This is a genomic window from Alteromonas sp. CNT1-28 (assembly GCF_022348345.1).
GTDB lineage: Bacteria > Pseudomonadota > Gammaproteobacteria > Enterobacterales > Alteromonadaceae > Alteromonas > Alteromonas macleodii.
Genome location: NZ_JAKREZ010000011.1, coordinates 1 through 15,356, shown reverse-complemented (window position 1 = coordinate 15,356; position 15,356 = coordinate 1). Strand labels below are relative to the sequence as shown.

Genomic DNA, 15,356 nt, shown 5'->3' with positions numbered 1-15,356 from the left:
TTTAAAAAAATCGAGTTCAATAAAACTGATACGCGCAAAAACTTTTCGTGACTTTATCACGTTTAACTATGCTAATAACAGACGCGCTTGTGCTGCATCTGCTTGAATTTGATCTTTCAACGCCTCAAAAGAATCAAATTTAATTTCATCTCTTATTTTTGCCATCGGAAACACCGTAATGGGCTTGCCGTAAAGGTCAGAAGACAAATCAAAAATATGGACTTCTAACTGGTTTCTTACCCCGTTAACAGTAGGACGGGTACCAATGTTCGCAACGCCGTTATAGTGTTTTCCATCTACATCGACACGAACTGCGAACACGCCGTGAATTGGCGTTTTTTGGCGTTTTAGCATGACATTCGCGGTGGGAAAACCAATGGTGCGACCTTTTTTCTCGCCGTGAACCACCCTACCGTGAATAGCAAACGGGCGCCCTAGCATTTCGGTAGACAGACCAAAGTCGCTGTCAGCCAACGCTTCTCGCACCGCGGTAGAGCTTATTCGATGGGCATGCATGGTAAAACTGTGGGTGCTTACTACTTCGAAACCGTATTGGCGACCTGCCGCCTCAAGCATTTCGAAATCCCCTTTGCGGCCATTGCCAAAACGGAAATCGTCGCCAACAACAAGAAATTTAACACCCAGTTTGTCCACCAGTAAATCGTGGACGAAGGTATCGGCACTTTGCTTAGCAAACTCCGCGTTAAATCGCACAGCAAGCAGCCTGTCGACACCTTGTTGGCGCAGCAACTCGTACTTTTCGCGAAGAGGACTTATACGCGCTGGTGCTTTATCAGGCATAAAGACTTCTTCAGGCTGAGGTTCGAACACCATTACGGTGGCAGGAAGTGATAGCGATTTCGCTTTTTCAAGCACGTTAGCCAACACAGCTTGATGACCACGGTGTACGCCGTCGAACTTGCCAATAGTGAGCACACACCCTTTATGGTGCGGTTTTACATTGTTTAGCCCGCGGATAAATTCCACTGTTAGCCACTACCTTTTAACTGCTAGAAAATCAAAGCTCGCGATTATAGCCGACCGCGAGCACAATACCAAGCACACGGGCCATTCTGGCTCCATGCTCTATTTCGCATCTATTGAATACTAATCGCCGCCGCTTCTGAAATGCCTAGGTCGCATGCCCAGAACCACCATGGTGGTCACAAACAGTATTACCGACAGCGAAATGGTTATTCCTACCTCTAACATTTGGGCGGAAAGAGACAATTCAAAGAAAGCTAAGCCTTGATCGCGATAATAAATAAGCCCGCCCATGGCAGCACTTGCAATAACCACACGGGCAATAAACAAAACCGATGTGCGGCTTAACGCAAATACACCTTGTCTATGCAGTGTTATATAAAGCAAAGCGGCGTTAAGCGTAGCTGACATACTGGTAGCGACAGCAAGCCCTACATAACCAAACGGGATCGCTAAAATAAGGTTAAACACCATGTTTGCGACCATACACCAAATACCAAATTTCACTGGCGTCTTGGTGTCTTGGCGGGAATAAAACCCTGGCGCAAGAATTTTTACCAGCATAAAGCTGAGCAAGCCAAACGAGTACGCGGTAAGCGAGTAAGACGCCATAATGGCGGTTTCTGCAGTAAACGCGCCGCGCTGAAAAATAACGGTCAGAATAGGCCTTGCCATCACGCCAAGCCCCACAGCTGCGGGAATACCCAATAAACAGACCATGCGAAACGCCCAATCGATATTTGCAGCAAACGCTTTGGGGTTATTACTGACGTGATTCCGGGAAAGCGTAGGTAAAATGACCGTAGCGATGGCAATACCAAACAACCCCAGGGGAAATTCAAGCAGCCTGTCAGAATAGTATAACCAGCTAATAGAACCGGTAACTAAAAAGCTGGCGATGAAGGTATCAAACAACAAATTGATTTGCCCTACTGACACACCGAATAAGGCAGGGATCATCAGGGTGCGTACTTTTACCACGTTTTCGTCATGCCAGCCCCACTTTGGCTTTACCAAGAGCCCTGCCCTGAACAAAAACGGTAGTTGAAACAAGAACTGTACAATACCGCCGATAAACACACCCCACGCTAGCGCGTAAGCGGGTTGCTCCAGCGTAGGTGCTAAGTATATTGCGCATGCAATAATGCATACGTTAAGTAAAACAGGGGTAAAGGCAGCAACCGCAAACTTATTGAGCGTATTGAGTATCGCCCCTGCCAACCCAGTCAGAGAGATAAACGCCAAATAAGGAAAGGTAATTTTTAACATGGTCGACGCGAGCACAAACTTATCTCCGGCCTCGTCCCCTTCGAGCCACGCCACAAACCAGCCTGTACCAAATAAAGCCGCCAAAACAGGAGATGCTATTACCCCTATAATAGAAACTACAAAAACAATAGCGCCTAATGTACCGCTGACTTTTGCAACGAACTCTCTGAGTTGCTTTTTATCGTCGTTCTCGTGGACTTCGGTTAATACCGGAATAAACGCTTGTGCAAATGCACCTTCAGCGAATAGACGACGAAGAAAATTAGGAATTTTGTTAGCAAAGAAAAATACGTCAGCGGCTGCCCCATCGCCCATAAGCTTGGCAACAACAACATCACGCACTAGGCCTAATATTCGCGAGACCAAGGTCATTATACTGACGATAAGACCAGATTTTATTAACTTCCGTGACACGTCACACTTCCAATAAAAGGTAAAGAATGGCTGAATAGCATCAGCCATTTGAAAGAGAGTCAAAGGCGTTTGCTAAGCGTAAAGCGGCAACGCCAGGTTGCAAGCGAGCCATAATAACTAAAGGCTATCGCAGGCGAAACGATTTCTTCAAAATAGTTGTGCATCTTTAACAACTTTCTTGTTATAATCCGCGCCCGGTATGGGGTGCTGTCGTTTATGCATGTCTATCGCTAAAATGTCTTGAAAGAATATCATTACGAATCTCTTTCAAAAAATGTCGCAGAGAAATGTCGCAAAGAATGTGCAACGTGTTGAGCATACTTTGTGTTCAATAGCTTGCGCGTTTTAACGCGGAACGATTTAAGTTTTAAATCGTTTGACATTTGGGCGTTTGGTAGGCACAATCCGCACCCTCGTTTTTGACATGAATTTATTTTGGGAGTTACACCTTGGCTAACATTAAGTCTGCTAAGAAGCGTGCAATCCAAGCCGAAAAGCGTCGTCAGCACAACGCTAGCCGTCGTTCAATGACTCGTACAAGCATCAAGAAAGTTATCGCTGCAATTGCAAGCGGTGACAAAGAAGCGGCACAAGCTGCACTTACTGCTGCTACTCCAGTACTTGACAGAATGGCTACTAAAGGCTTGATTCACAAGAACAAAGCTGCTCGTCATAAGAGCCGTCTAGCTGCACAAATCAAAGCACTAGGTTAATCTTTACGATTAGTAGTTAAAAAAGCGCCCTTCGGCGCTTTTTTTGTATCTGTAATCGACGCTAATTAGCATGGGTTACTGATTTCAAATTTAGACTTAAAGGCATAAAGCCCACCACTAGGCGAGCTTTGTCACAGGATAAAAAGTCTTTGCGGTGTGTTCACACCCCAGCTATCCGCTTATCAGCTCATTTTTCTTATTGAGCTTGCCGGTGCAATACGCATGATCCAGTGAAGGATGGCCCACGGCCAGGTCGGTACAAACGCATTCGCTTTTTCTTTATTGATTGCATTGACCATCGCGCGACAGCCCACATCGGTATCAACAATAAACGGCACCTTCTCTACTTTTTCGTTTATCTCGCTGCGAATAAAACCGGGGTGAATACAGGTGACTTTAATTGGCGTATTCATTACATCCATTCGAATGCCTTCAGTCATAGATGTAAGGCCCGCTTTCGTTGCTGCGTATACGGTCATGGCGCGTCTAAAACCGCGCACCGCGCTTATAGATGAAATCGTCACAAGATGACCACTATTTTGTGCCCTAAAGATAGCCATTGCCGCTTCACATTGTGCTAGCGCCGACACAAAGTTAGTCACCGCCGTTTGCTTGTTAGCGTGGAAATACCCCGTACCAATCGACGCGCCCTTGCCCATTCCAGCATTAACAATAACTCTATCAAGGGTTCCCATGTCATTTTTGAATGCGTCAAACACTTCAAACACCGCATCGTGATCATTGACATCCAGCGAGCGAATATACACATCAATGTTTGGGTTAATTGAATGCAATTCGTCTTTCAATTTTTCTAAATTCTCAAAGCGTCTTGCGCATAGGGCGAGGTTACAACCCTGTTTGGCAAACTCAATCGCCATTCCCTTGCCTAGGCCTGAACTCGCGCCCGTGATCAGAATATTTCGTCTTGTTGTCATTATCGCTTTCCTGATGCTTTTATGGCCTTATTACAACGCCACATTAAGTAATGAATGAAGATCCAAAAGTTTTTAAACGCTGGATTATTGGTTTGCTTGTGGTGGTATCGATAGTAGATTTGCTGGGCAATACCGGCTAAACGGAAAAGCCCGTATACCTCGTAAAAGGTAAAATCATCTACATCTATTTCCATCTCTTTGCAGTAGTACGCAACCACCTGCTTTCGAGTTAGCATACCGGGTAAGTGAGTAGGCTGGCGGCGCGTTGATTGGGCCAAAAAGTCATCATCCGCTTGTACCCAATACGCCAAGGTATTACCCAAATCCATAAGCGGGTCGCCCAAGGTCGCCAGTTCCCAGTCCAACACACCAATAATTTGCGTATAGTTATCTGGCTTTAACACCACGTTGTCGAATCGGAAGTCATTGTGGGTAATACAAATGCGTTCATTAGCGGGCATGTGGTTTTCTAGCCAGCGCATTATTTTTTTACCCGAGGGGACATTCCAGGTTTTTGCTTTACTATAGCGTTCGCTCCACCCGCTTATTTGGCGTTCTATATAGCCAGCACCTTTACCTAAGTGCTCAAGCCCCGCTTTCTTATAATCCACTTTATGAAGCTCGATTAAGCTATCAAGTACATTAGTGCAGAGTTGTTTGGTTTGCTGCTCAGACGTGTTTAAGCCTTTGGGTAAGTTCTTACGTGGTATCACGCCGGTGAACTTCTCCATTACGTAAAACTCTGTGCCTATAACGCTCTCGTCTTCACAAAGTCCAAGCATTTCTGGCACATAGCGGTAAACAGGCTTTAACGCATGCTGTAATCGAAACTCCCGCCCCATATCGTGAGCCCCTTTGGCTTTAGTACCTGCCGGTGCCCGACGCAAAATTAACGACGTTTGTTCGCTCTGGTTTTGTTTACTGCCTTGATAGTTCAAGCAATACGTCCAATTAGACGCGCCCCCAGAATACTGGGTGACTTGAGGCAAGTTATCGCTACTTTGTATCGTGTCCTTCAATGATGGACTCGAGGCACTAATATTTTCCTTAAGCCAATTGTGCACAGCGCTCACGTCTAGCTCTTCGCCCGCACGCACACTGTCGGCTTTATCTACGACCTGTTGTTGCATATCTCATTCTTCTTTTAATTCTGTTACAAAGGAGTTATTCAAAGTGCTTACTCACAGTCTTTTGCTCAACGACACCCCTGCTTTCGGTTTGTGCCAACACAAGTGCAGATCAACAATTATCTTCGGACAGCTTGGCGACAAACATACGTGAGCCCGATTCCGTTTTGCCTAACTTTGCTTTTCCATTGCACGCTTCATCATCTTCGTTTGATTGAGCATATTTTTGATATAGCGCTGGGTTGGCAGCAGCTTCTTTAACAGAAAAGCGCGTTTACCCAGTTTATGGGTAAGAATTAGAAACTGCTTTTTATCGACTTGCTGAAATATGGACTCAGCCACGTCTTCTTTCGTCATGTCTGCTTTGGCAAAGAACTTATCGAGCATTTTGTGCGACGCCGGGTTACTGCTTCGCATCGACTCATCTAAATTCGTTTTGAAGAAGCTTGGGCAAACTACACTAACGTCAATATTGTCAGGTGCTAATTCCAACTTCATGGTTTCAGAAAACGACACGACTGCGGCTTTAACCGCGTTATAACTTCCCATATAAGGAATAGGCGTTAGCCCCGCTTGCGATGCAATATTAATGAAATAGCCACCGCCTTGCTCTCGCATTATAGGTAAGAGGGCACGACTGACTCTCACCATGCCTAACACATTAATATCAAACACCCACTGCCACTGCTCAATGCTCTCATCTAAAAGGCTGCCACCAGAAGCAACACCCGCATTGTTAAACACAGTGTCAACACCGCCCCAGCGAGTTTCCAAGGTGTTCGCTAACGTTTGAACATCATTTTCAGAGGTTATATCGCAATGGATGTAAAACGCATTGGCACCTTGGGCGGATAGCGTATTCACTGTTTCATCGCCTCTTTCTTGGTTAATATCGGCAATGCAAATATCTAACCCCTCGTCTTTGCCTGCCCACTTTTCCGCCCACTTAAGGGCAATGGCCTGACCTAAGCCGGTAGCGCCACCGGTAATCAATACGCGCATGATGTGTTTCCTAACTGTTCTTGTTTCATTATTCTTGTATCGGCGTTTATGTTTAGTTGCGCTTTATTGTGTTAAGCGCTAATCAGTACTTCACTATTCTCTCTAATTGACCGCCTTATCAATCCAATCAAACTGATTCCGTCTTTTGCAGCGACACTGTTGGCTGTTCGTTACGCATTTTTCGTTTTGCCCACAGGGCCAATAGTGCGGGCCCGATGTACATTGCTACGCCATATACACCAGGTGCAATCGCGTAATCAGGCGCATCTAAAAAGGTAATACATATCAGCATTGCAAGCGCCGCGTTTTGCACGCCTATTTCAATGGCCAGCGTGAGCGAGTCTTTAAATGCTAGGTTTGAAAGCTTAGCAAGCCCGAGCCCTAACAATACCGATGATAAATTTAACGTTAAGCAAACCAAAAACGCGCTTTCAAAGGACGCGGCTAAATTGTTTCTTTCTGAAACCAGTACGCCCACAATCATAAGCAACATGAAATACATAGAAAACTGCCGAAAGAAGCTTTCAGTTTTAGTAGCAAACCTGCTGTTAAAGCGACGAATGGTCATGCCTAAAATGACCGGTACAATTGATATACCAACCAGCCCGATCACTGTTTGAATAATAGAAAAGTCTGGCGCGTTTTCTTTTACAAAGTAATCAAGAGCAAATTGAATGATAAAGGGCGTTGAGAAAACGCAAGCGATGGTAGAAATAGCGGTTAAGCTTACTGAAAGGGCCAGATTTGCTTTTGCGATGTGGCTGATTAAATTACTGGTCGTGCCGCCTGGGCATGCCGCTAAAACCATGACACCAACCGCGATATAATCGGGTAGACCAAAAACAAAGCACAGTCCTAGCGCCAACATAGGCAGCAATATAATTTGCCCTATAAAACCCGTTATTACTGCTTTGGGTGCTTTAAGTAGTCGGGCAAAGTCTGCAAGGGTTAGCGTTAGCCCCATACCAAACATAACAAATGCCAACGCTAGAGGTAACAACACCTCGGTAAGTACAGATGCCTGCATGCACACGCCCCTTACAAAAGAAGCCTCTATTAAAGAAACCTTTTATTAACATTTCAGTCAGTGTACCCTGTTTAATAATAAATAAAAATGATGCCTTATTATGGAAACCCATAAATAATATGCATGGAAAATTAGATCTAAATTTGTTTGTTGTGCTGCGCGCGGTCTACGATCAGGGCAGCATTACGAAAGCCGCCAACGCGTTACATATTACGCAGCCTGCGGTGAGTCACGCCTTAGGTCGTCTGCGAGAGAAGTTTGATGATCCGCTGTTTATTCGTCATGGGCGACAAGTCGTGCCTACCCCATTTTGCCAAGGCATTATTGCATCGGTTGTGAAATCAATAGAAACCCTTGAAAGCACGTTAATAGGTAAAGTGGGCTTTGATATAAGTGATAAACCCCGTCAGGTGAACCTTGGCTTGAGAGATGTTTTAGAATCTATATTTTTTCCCGTGCTTATTCCAGAGCTTGTTAAACATACTCCCAACATCACGGTGAATAGCAGACAGGTTACCTGGCCCGAGCTTGCTCCCGCGTTAGCCGCTAAAGAGCTTGATATCGTAATTGACGCATTAGTTCCCACCAGCCGTGACATTCGTTCACAGTTTATCTGTGAAGAAACGTTTGTCGTGGTATGCGCGCCTAGCAATAGCTACTTAGACAACCCGAGTATCAAGAGCTATTCAGTTGCACAGCATGCGCTTGTATCTTTAAAAGATTCTAAATTAGATACGGTAGATCTAGCCCTTGCTCAGCACAATTTACATCGCAACATCGCATTGCAGTGTGAACACTACTTTGCCGCCGTTAACGTAGTTAGCCAATGCGATCTTTTGCTGACCATGCCAACGCGATTCGCCCAACAGTTCAGTAATAAATTCGATATCGAAATTCTGCCCCTTCCATTTGACGTCCCTCCACTCCCCGTACACATGTACTGGCACAAACACGCCGATGAAGACTTAGTGAATGTATGGATGCGAGATAGGCTTTTAGAAGTGGCGAATAAGTTGGGGTTATAGCGCGTATTTGTGTTGCTGTAACACAATGGTCAAGCAAGCGTCACGGTAGTGTCAATTTGCAAAACTATAGTGACGGTCCAAGGCATCGCTTTGGGAAACCGCTATGAAAAAGACACACTATCGAACACTTTGGCTTTCTGATATCCATTTAGGAAATCGCGACTGCAAAGCTGAATACTTACTTTCCTTTCTTAATAGCATCACTGTAGACACCCTCTATTTGGTGGGAGATATCGTTGACATGTGGCAAATGACCAAGCAATCTCGCTGGCCACAGGCGCACAATCAAGTCATGCACAAATTCATGCAAATGAGCCAAGACGGCACGCGTGTGGTGTACTTACCCGGCAACCACGATGAACCAATTCAGTCATATTCTGGCATGGCATTCGGTGATATAGAAATAGAACGAGAGTTGGTTCACACCACAGCACAAGGGAAGCGTTATTTAGTCTTACATAGCGATCAATTCGATGGCGATGTAACTATGGGCAAATTCCATGCGTGGATTGGCGATAAAGGTTACGACCTTTTGCTTTTTCTAAATAGAGAGTTTAATCGCCTACGCGCGTGGCGCAAGCGAGAATACTGGTCACTTGCGGGCTATATTAAAAAACACATTAAAGGAGCGAATGAAGCCATCGCCCGTTATCGAGAAGCATGCTGCAGGCGCGCCGATGAAATGGGACTCGACGGTGTTGTTTGTGGCCATATTCATCACCCTGAAAGCAGCTTTGAAAACGGCATTCACTACATTAATGATGGGGACTGGATAGAAAACTGCAGTGCACTGTCAGAAGACGTGAACGGTAACTTATCTCTTATTCATTACCTTGATTCATTAGAGTCAGCCACCGTAACACCAATTACAACCAAAACCTCTCGCTCAGAAGCAGCATAGCTGGCATTACACAAATGGGGCTGTAACGGCCCCTGACTCTTGCTATTCACCAAGCAACAGGTGAATTCCAACTCCATCCATCAAGGTTAGGGCCTGCTGACCTGTGCCTCACATCATAGGTCAACAGGTCATAGTTACAACTTTTTAACACTGTCAAATAACTGCCATGAAACTGTGTGAAAAGCGTCACATTGCCCTGCTATTGTTCGCCAAAACCGGAAGAGAAACAGGTTCTATGTTTACTGTAAACGACGTACTGAACAAGCATTACCCTCAAGTAGCAAATAACCCCATTCTATTTAAGTCGCTGTCTTTCGTATTAAGGCACCTTCTTCACGAACGTGAAATTACCGAATTTGGTGAAACCTATCCGCATTACGAAGATATCGATTTCGTAGAGCAAGTGCTTGAATATTTTAATATCAGCTACTCCACGCGCGATGTAGAAAAAGAACGCATTCCAAGTGAAGGTAGAGTGGTAATTATTGCTAACCATCCGATTGGCTCACTCGACGCACTTGCGCTTATAAAGCTGGTTAGTGAAGTACGTCACGACTTGAAAGTGGTCGCCAATGAAATGCTTATGGCCATTGAACCGCTTCACGATATGCTGTTACCTGTAAACAATATGCAGGGAGGCACACCAAAACAGCATTTATCGGCAATTCAAAAACACCTTAACAGCGACGGCGCCATATTGATTTTTCCTGCCGGTGAAGTTTCTCGATTACGCCCGCAAGGTGTTCGCGACACCAGATGGCACACAGGTTTTTTACGCATTGCAAAGCAAGCAAAAGCACCGATACTGCCGGTTTATATAGACGCGAAAAATAGCCCGCTTTTTTACGGCGTTTCCATGGTGTACAAGCCATTAGCCACCGCGCTGCTCGTTAAAGAGATGTTCAAACAGCGTAAGAAGCATTTACCTATGCGCATTGGCGAACTTATTCCATTTGAAGCGTACCAGCAAACCAATATACCGCTAAAAGAGCAGGTAAAGCTGTTTAAGCGCCATCTGTATCGCATTGGCAGTAACAAGAAAGGCGTATTTGAAACCCAGGCTTCTATTGCCATGCCAGAAGACAGAAAAGAACTGGCCCGCGCTATGCGAGACTGCGAACATTTAGGTGAAACTGGCGACGGAAAATCGATTTACCTATACCAACACAAAAGCTGTTCACCAATTATGCGAGAGATTGGCCGCCTGCGCGAAGTGGCGTTTCGAGCCGTGGGCGAAGGTACCAACAAGCGCAGAGACATCGATCAGTACGACTCCCACTATTATCACCTTGTACTTTGGGATGACAACGATTTAGAAATTGTGGGTGCGTACCGCTTTGGCGATGCTGAGCTTCTGACAGCGCCAGACCATCCTACCGGGCTCTACTCTGCCACCTTATTCAAATACGGCAATAACAACGACAAACTCTTCAAAGAAGGCTTAGAGCTAGGGCGAAGCTTTGTCCAGCCTCGTTATTGGGGAAAGCGTAGTTTAGATTATTTGTGGTTTGGTATCGGGGCATTTTTAAGCCGCTACCCAAAGTATCGCTATCTGTTTGGTGCGGTGTCACTCAGTAATGCCTACCCTGAACCCGCTAAAGATTTATTGGTACAATTCTATTCCATTTACTTCCCTGCCAAGTTTGGCGAAGCGACCTGCAAGCGCCCGTATCAAATGGCGAACGACGCGTTACATCAATTTACAGGTAACGATTACAAGGCAGAATTTACGCAGCTGAAGCATTTACTAGCTAACATGGGCGTAAACGTACCAACGCTGTATAAGCAGTATTCTGAAGTGGCTAAAGACGGCGGGGTGGCGTTTTTAGGTTTTAATGTAGACCCAGATTTTAACGACTGTATTGATGGTTTAGTAGTGGTTGATATGCAAACGCTTACCGAGAAAAAGCGTAAGCGCTACTTAACTGACATTCAGCTTAAAGCCACAGCCTAAGCAAGAGGGAGCGTCTGATAAACGCTCCCTTTCTCATTCTACGGCCTTCCGCTTTACTGAAAATTTCAGAAGTCGTTATCGCTCGCCAACATACTTAAGAATGTCGGTATAAATATCTTCAAGAGTGAGCAAATCAGACACATGAATGTGTTCGTTTATTTGGTGAATGGTGGTGTTTGGGACACCCACTTCAACCACTTGTGTGTGCTCACTAGCAAAGAAACGCCCGTCAGAAGTACCACCAGATGTACTGATAACAGGGTAACGCCCTGTAGCGCTCTTTATCGCTTTTTCTACGCAGGCAATTAAGCAGTGCTCCGCATTACACTTGGGCTTGCTCAAGTAAGCTTCACAGGGTCTTGAAAAACTAACTTCAGCTTCTGCATCAACGCTATTGATAATACTGCGCAGCAATACCGATAAACTGTTTTGATTAAACTGCCACGAATATCTGACATTAAACTCTATACGAACAGCACCAGGCACTATGTTATCAGTGAAGCTTCCCGTGTCCATATGTGTTATTTGAAGCGTAGTACCAGGGAAATCATCACTCCCCTCGTCAAATGGGTACTGTGTTAGCGCATTAATCACATTACTCGCTTTGTGGATAGCATTTACCGCTGTCTTTGGATAAGCCACGTGACCTTGCTTTCCTGCAATATGGATAGTGCCGGAAAGTGAGCCCCTGCGGCCAATCTTAATTGTATCGCCGGTTGATGCAGATGCAGAAGGTTCACCGACTAGGCACATATCAAGCTGGACATTTTTAGATGCCAAATATTCAGCTATCCATTTAGAGCCCCACTCCGCCTCCCCTTCTTCATCACTGGTGATTAGCCACCAGAAAGAGACCTTTTCCTTATCTAACGAGGCAATGGTTCGCTCTGTTGCCGCGAGCATGGCAGCGATACCTGTTTTCATATCAGCAGCACCACGTCCATATAGTTTATTTTGGCTAATTACAGGGCTAAAAGGCGGTGACTTCCACTTATCAAGTGAGCCTGGGGGCACAACGTCAGTATGGCCGCAAAATGCTAGGTGATTAGGGCCCTGCCCCCACCTAGCGATGAGGTTACTCACACCATTAATTGTGTGCTTTTCACAGGAAAAACCAAGTTTTTCGAGCTTGTACATCAGGTAACTTTGGCAACCCGCGTCCTGTGGGGTAATCGACGCTCTTGCCATTAGCACTTCGGCAAAATGAATACTGCGAGCTGGCGCTATGGAAGGTAAAGGCTGAATTGACATGCATAAGAAACCTTTATGAAATATGGGTCTATTACACAAATGTAAAGTGACACGCTAATAACAGATTTACGACAATGCCATGACAGCGGACAAAGTAACCTGAAGCTAAAAATAATAAAGGGTGATAACAAGGAAGGCGACAATGGGTGAGTTGGCGACTAGGACTGGCTCGTTAAGATTTGTCTAAATCAACGCGCGTTGTTATAACTAGAACATAACTTAAAGAAAGGCATTACTGTGTTAAAAATCATTGTTTTAATACCCCTTATTTTGTCACTACTCTGGTTTGGCTATTTACAAGCCAACAAATACACTCTGGAGCAAGGCAAGCAAGGGTTTCTGTACATATTCGTGTTATCTGGTGTTATTGCGGCATTTTATACACTGATGCTGTTCTTAACGAACTAACGCACTTCAAACAAACACCCAATCACTGTGTTGTATAAAAAAAGCCAGCATCTATGAAAGAGGCTGGCTTTTTAGTAATTACCGGTGTCACTGCTAGTCGCAGCGACAACTTTTACGCAGCAGTGCTTATAGCGTCTGTGAGATAGTCACTTCTGCATTTGCGCGAAGCGCATCAATATATTGTTGATAAACGCGCTGGCCTTGTACCTGAGCAAGGCGCTGCTTCAGGCTTTCACCCAACTCATTCTCAAGCTCTGGTGCTGCGTTAACGTTTTCAAGCATAACAACAGCAACGTCACCGTTTACCGTTGTTGCAACATCAACTTTATCTTCGCCTTCAAGGGCAAGAGAGAAAAGCGTGTCAACGAGTGCACGTGCAAGTGTACCGCCCGCTCTCGGAACAGCAGCTGCTGTCTCCCAAGACACAGACTTTTCAGCTAGCTCGCTTTCAACGCTTTCTCCAGCACGCACTTTTTGTGCGATATCAAACGCCCAAGCTTCTGCAGCTTCTTTCGACTTTTCTGCCTTAACAGAGGCTTCGATGCCTTCGCGTACTTCTTCAAGAGATTGAGTACGCTGAGGCTGATGCTCAATAACACGCGCAACAACAACGGTTTCGTCGTCTAGTTCTATAATATCGCTATTAAGCCCTTCATCAATAAGTTCAGAAGAGAAAGCAACGTCCAGTAAACCAGGGAAGCTTAGATCAGCAGGTGCGGTGTTGCGACTAAATACCACTGACTCTTGCACAGGCAAATCAACCGCGTTCGCTGCATCTTCTAGCGTATCAGGTACTTCAAACGCAATTTCAGCTAACGTATTTTGAAGCTCAAAGTACTTTTCCATAGCCGCGTCATAAAGAAGCGTATCGCGAATCTCACCCGCTACTTCATCGAAAGATTTAACTTGTGCTTCTTTTAAGTCTGTTAACTTGATGATGTGAAAACCAAACTCGGTTTCAACTACGTCGGATACATCGCCAACATTTTGTAAAGCAAAAGCTGCTTCATCAAACGCTGGGTCCATCATTTCTGGTGTAATGAAGTCTAAGTCACCACCGTTTTCGGCAGAGAATGTGTCATCAGAGTTTGCTTCTGCAAGAGCCGCAAAGTCTGCACCGTTGTCGAGTTCTGCTTTTAATGATTCTGCTTTTGCTTTCGCTGCATCGGCATCATCGCCCGCTTCGATAAGAATATGAGAAACACGGCGCTCTTCTTCTTTGCCGTAGCTTCCCAGGTTATTTTCGTAGTACGTGCGAACCGCTTCTTCATCAACCGAAACGCGATCTTTCAAGTCATCGACACTTAACTTAACGTAAGCAAGTTTAACCTGCTCGTCAGTATCGAAAGAGGCGATGTTGTTATTATAAAAAGCTTCAACATCCGCATCTGTCACTTCAATTGAGCCGGCAAATTCATCAGAGCTCACTAGCACGTATTTCGCATCACGAGTTTGGCGCTGTAGCGCATTCGCTTGCTGTACTTCACCGTCCAACGCAAATGAAGAATTCGTTAGCGCTGCAGCCAACTGGTTTTGTGTCATTTGAACGCGCAGATAATCACGGAAATCGGCTACTTGAAAACCGTTTTGACGAAGAATGGCTTGGAAACGTTCGTTATCGAACTGACCACCAAACTGGAATTCAGGCATTTGTGTTATGGTTTCGCGAATTTGTTTATCACTTACGCGCAATCCCATGTCCGTCGCTTGTTGCTGAATTAATTTTTCAGCAATAAGTCTGTCCAGTACATTTCTTCTGAAATCTGCGAGGTATTGCTCACTAGAGAAAAGCTGTGCGATGCTTTCGCCGTATTGTGACTCCATTTGTGCACGCTGATTCTGATATGCACGCTCTAGTTCTTGTGCCGAAATTTCTTCGCCATTAACAGTAGCTACTGCAGTAGTACCTGATGATGTTAGGTAGCTACCTACACCTGCGAATACGAAACTTAAAACGATAAGCGCGATAATCGCCATCGCCCATGGGCCTTGAGAACCTTCTCTGATTCTTTCTAGCATGATTGTTCTTCAACTCCGTTGCTTACTACAGTTACCTCAAACCATCACAAATCCGTGAGTACGAGATAAAATAAGCGCTGATTATAACCCAATGCTGCCGAATATAAACGACCAAAACACACTATTTGTACTGTCTTTCGTTAAGTTCGAACGTTGCGAGGACATGTATAAAACTCATCAAGCCTCGTAGGGTTATTTCTACTCTTAGAATATTGGGGTCAAAGTCATTACTCTGACCCTGAGGTATCCCCACAAATAATATTGCGATATCAATAAGATAAAAAAGATAGGAACATTCATGACGTTTGGTGATCAGATCAATCGCCA

At 45.0% G+C, this 15,356-nt stretch carries 13 protein-coding genes; 4 read left to right on the top strand and 9 right to left on the bottom strand.

The window, feature by feature from the left end; all coding sequences use genetic code 11:
* Positions 1 to 66: 66 nt before the first annotated feature.
* The gene (gene ribF, locus MHN02_RS09285; protein ID WP_014950132.1) at positions 67 to 987 is read right to left on the bottom strand and encodes a bifunctional riboflavin kinase/FAD synthetase; all 921 of its coding nucleotides are present in this window, start codon (positions 985 to 987) and stop codon (positions 67 to 69) included.
* A 120-nt stretch (positions 988 to 1,107) separates the two neighbouring features.
* Positions 1,108 to 2,667 (bottom strand): murein biosynthesis integral membrane protein MurJ, encoded by a 1,560-nt coding sequence (gene murJ / locus MHN02_RS09280; RefSeq protein ID WP_014979802.1) that lies wholly within the window; start codon positions 2,665 to 2,667, stop codon positions 1,108 to 1,110.
* 449 nt (positions 2,668 to 3,116) lie between these two features.
* Here murJ and rpsT point away from each other — a divergent pair, with 449 nt between their 5' ends.
* A complete protein-coding gene (gene rpsT, locus MHN02_RS09275) occupies positions 3,117 to 3,380 on the top strand; it encodes a 30S ribosomal protein S20 (protein WP_014950134.1) in 264 nt (87 codons plus the stop codon).
* Positions 3,381 to 3,562: 182 nt separating this feature from the next.
* Here the strand turns inward: rpsT and MHN02_RS09270 are convergent, their stop codons facing one another.
* The 4 genes from MHN02_RS09270 to MHN02_RS09255 form a co-directional block, all read right to left on the bottom strand.
* On the bottom strand, positions 3,563 to 4,315 hold the full coding sequence (locus tag MHN02_RS09270) for an SDR family oxidoreductase (protein WP_239245715.1): 753 nt from the start codon (positions 4,313 to 4,315) through the stop codon (positions 3,563 to 3,565).
* Entirely contained in the window at positions 4,315 to 5,445 is a 1,131-nt protein-coding gene (locus tag MHN02_RS09265; RefSeq protein ID WP_239245712.1) for a phosphotransferase family protein, read from the bottom strand. The genes MHN02_RS09270 and MHN02_RS09265 overlap by 1 nt, the downstream gene beginning before the upstream one ends.
* A 168-nt stretch (positions 5,446 to 5,613) precedes the next feature.
* Positions 5,614 to 6,444: an SDR family oxidoreductase gene (locus tag MHN02_RS09260; protein WP_171337337.1), complete on the bottom strand. Its 831-nt coding sequence runs from the start codon at positions 6,442 to 6,444 to the stop codon at positions 5,614 to 5,616.
* A gap of 127 nt (positions 6,445 to 6,571) precedes the next feature.
* Complete coding sequence (locus MHN02_RS09255; RefSeq protein ID WP_239245709.1) at positions 6,572 to 7,471, bottom strand: bile acid:sodium symporter family protein; 900 nt, start codon at positions 7,469 to 7,471, stop codon at positions 6,572 to 6,574.
* Positions 7,472 to 7,590: 119 nt separating this feature from the next.
* On the opposite strand from MHN02_RS09255, the gene MHN02_RS09250 reads away from it, so the two are divergent.
* The 3 genes from MHN02_RS09250 (at position 7,591) to MHN02_RS09240 (ending at position 11,351) form a co-directional block, all read left to right on the top strand.
* A complete protein-coding gene (locus MHN02_RS09250) occupies positions 7,591 to 8,496 on the top strand; it encodes a LysR family transcriptional regulator (protein WP_239245706.1) in 906 nt (301 codons plus the stop codon).
* Positions 8,497 to 8,599: 103 nt separating this feature from the next.
* Complete coding sequence (locus MHN02_RS09245) at positions 8,600 to 9,397, top strand: UDP-2,3-diacylglucosamine diphosphatase (protein WP_239245703.1); 798 nt, start codon at positions 8,600 to 8,602, stop codon at positions 9,395 to 9,397.
* Between the two features lie 166 nt (positions 9,398 to 9,563).
* Positions 9,564 to 11,351, top strand: coding sequence for a lysophospholipid acyltransferase family protein (locus MHN02_RS09240; RefSeq protein WP_272492374.1), 1,788 nt, complete (start codon positions 9,564 to 9,566; stop codon positions 11,349 to 11,351).
* 75 nt (positions 11,352 to 11,426) lie between these two features.
* Here MHN02_RS09240 and dapE read toward each other — a convergent pair whose 3' ends face one another.
* The 3 genes from dapE to MHN02_RS09225 form a co-directional block, all read right to left on the bottom strand.
* Positions 11,427 to 12,602, bottom strand: a complete 1,176-nt coding sequence (gene dapE / locus MHN02_RS09235) for a succinyl-diaminopimelate desuccinylase (protein ID WP_239245700.1) — start codon at positions 12,600 to 12,602, stop codon at positions 11,427 to 11,429.
* A gap of 534 nt (positions 12,603 to 13,136) precedes the next feature.
* Positions 13,137 to 15,029 (bottom strand): SurA N-terminal domain-containing protein, encoded by a 1,893-nt coding sequence (locus MHN02_RS09230; RefSeq protein WP_049586561.1) that lies wholly within the window; start codon positions 15,027 to 15,029, stop codon positions 13,137 to 13,139.
* 121 nt (positions 15,030 to 15,150) lie between these two features.
* The coding region (locus MHN02_RS09225; RefSeq protein WP_239245697.1) for a hypothetical protein at positions 15,151 to 15,356 on the bottom strand (206 nt) is incomplete at its 5' end.

Excerpts from the sequence above, each read along its gene's own strand:
- MHN02_RS09270 (WP_239245715.1), bottom strand. The coding sequence starts at position 4,315 with ATGACAACAAGACGAAATATTCTGATCACGGGCGCGAGTTCAGGCCTA.
- MHN02_RS09265 (WP_239245712.1), bottom strand. The coding sequence starts at position 5,445 with ATGCAACAACAGGTCGTAGATAAAGCCGACAGTGTGCGTGCGGGCGAA.
- MHN02_RS09260 (WP_171337337.1), bottom strand. The coding sequence starts at position 6,444 with ATGCGCGTATTGATTACCGGTGGCGCTACCGGCTTAGGTCAGGCCATT.
- MHN02_RS09255 (WP_239245709.1), bottom strand. The coding sequence starts at position 7,471 with ATGCAGGCATCTGTACTTACCGAGGTGTTGTTACCTCTAGCGTTGGCA.
- MHN02_RS09250 (WP_239245706.1), top strand. The coding sequence starts at position 7,591 with ATGCATGGAAAATTAGATCTAAATTTGTTTGTTGTGCTGCGCGCGGTC.
- MHN02_RS09245 (WP_239245703.1), top strand. The coding sequence starts at position 8,600 with ATGAAAAAGACACACTATCGAACACTTTGGCTTTCTGATATCCATTTA.
- MHN02_RS09240 (WP_272492374.1), top strand. The coding sequence starts at position 9,564 with ATGAAACTGTGTGAAAAGCGTCACATTGCCCTGCTATTGTTCGCCAAA.
- dapE (WP_239245700.1), bottom strand. The coding sequence starts at position 12,602 with ATGTCAATTCAGCCTTTACCTTCCATAGCGCCAGCTCGCAGTATTCAT.
- MHN02_RS09230 (WP_049586561.1), bottom strand. The coding sequence starts at position 15,029 with ATGCTAGAAAGAATCAGAGAAGGTTCTCAAGGCCCATGGGCGATGGCG.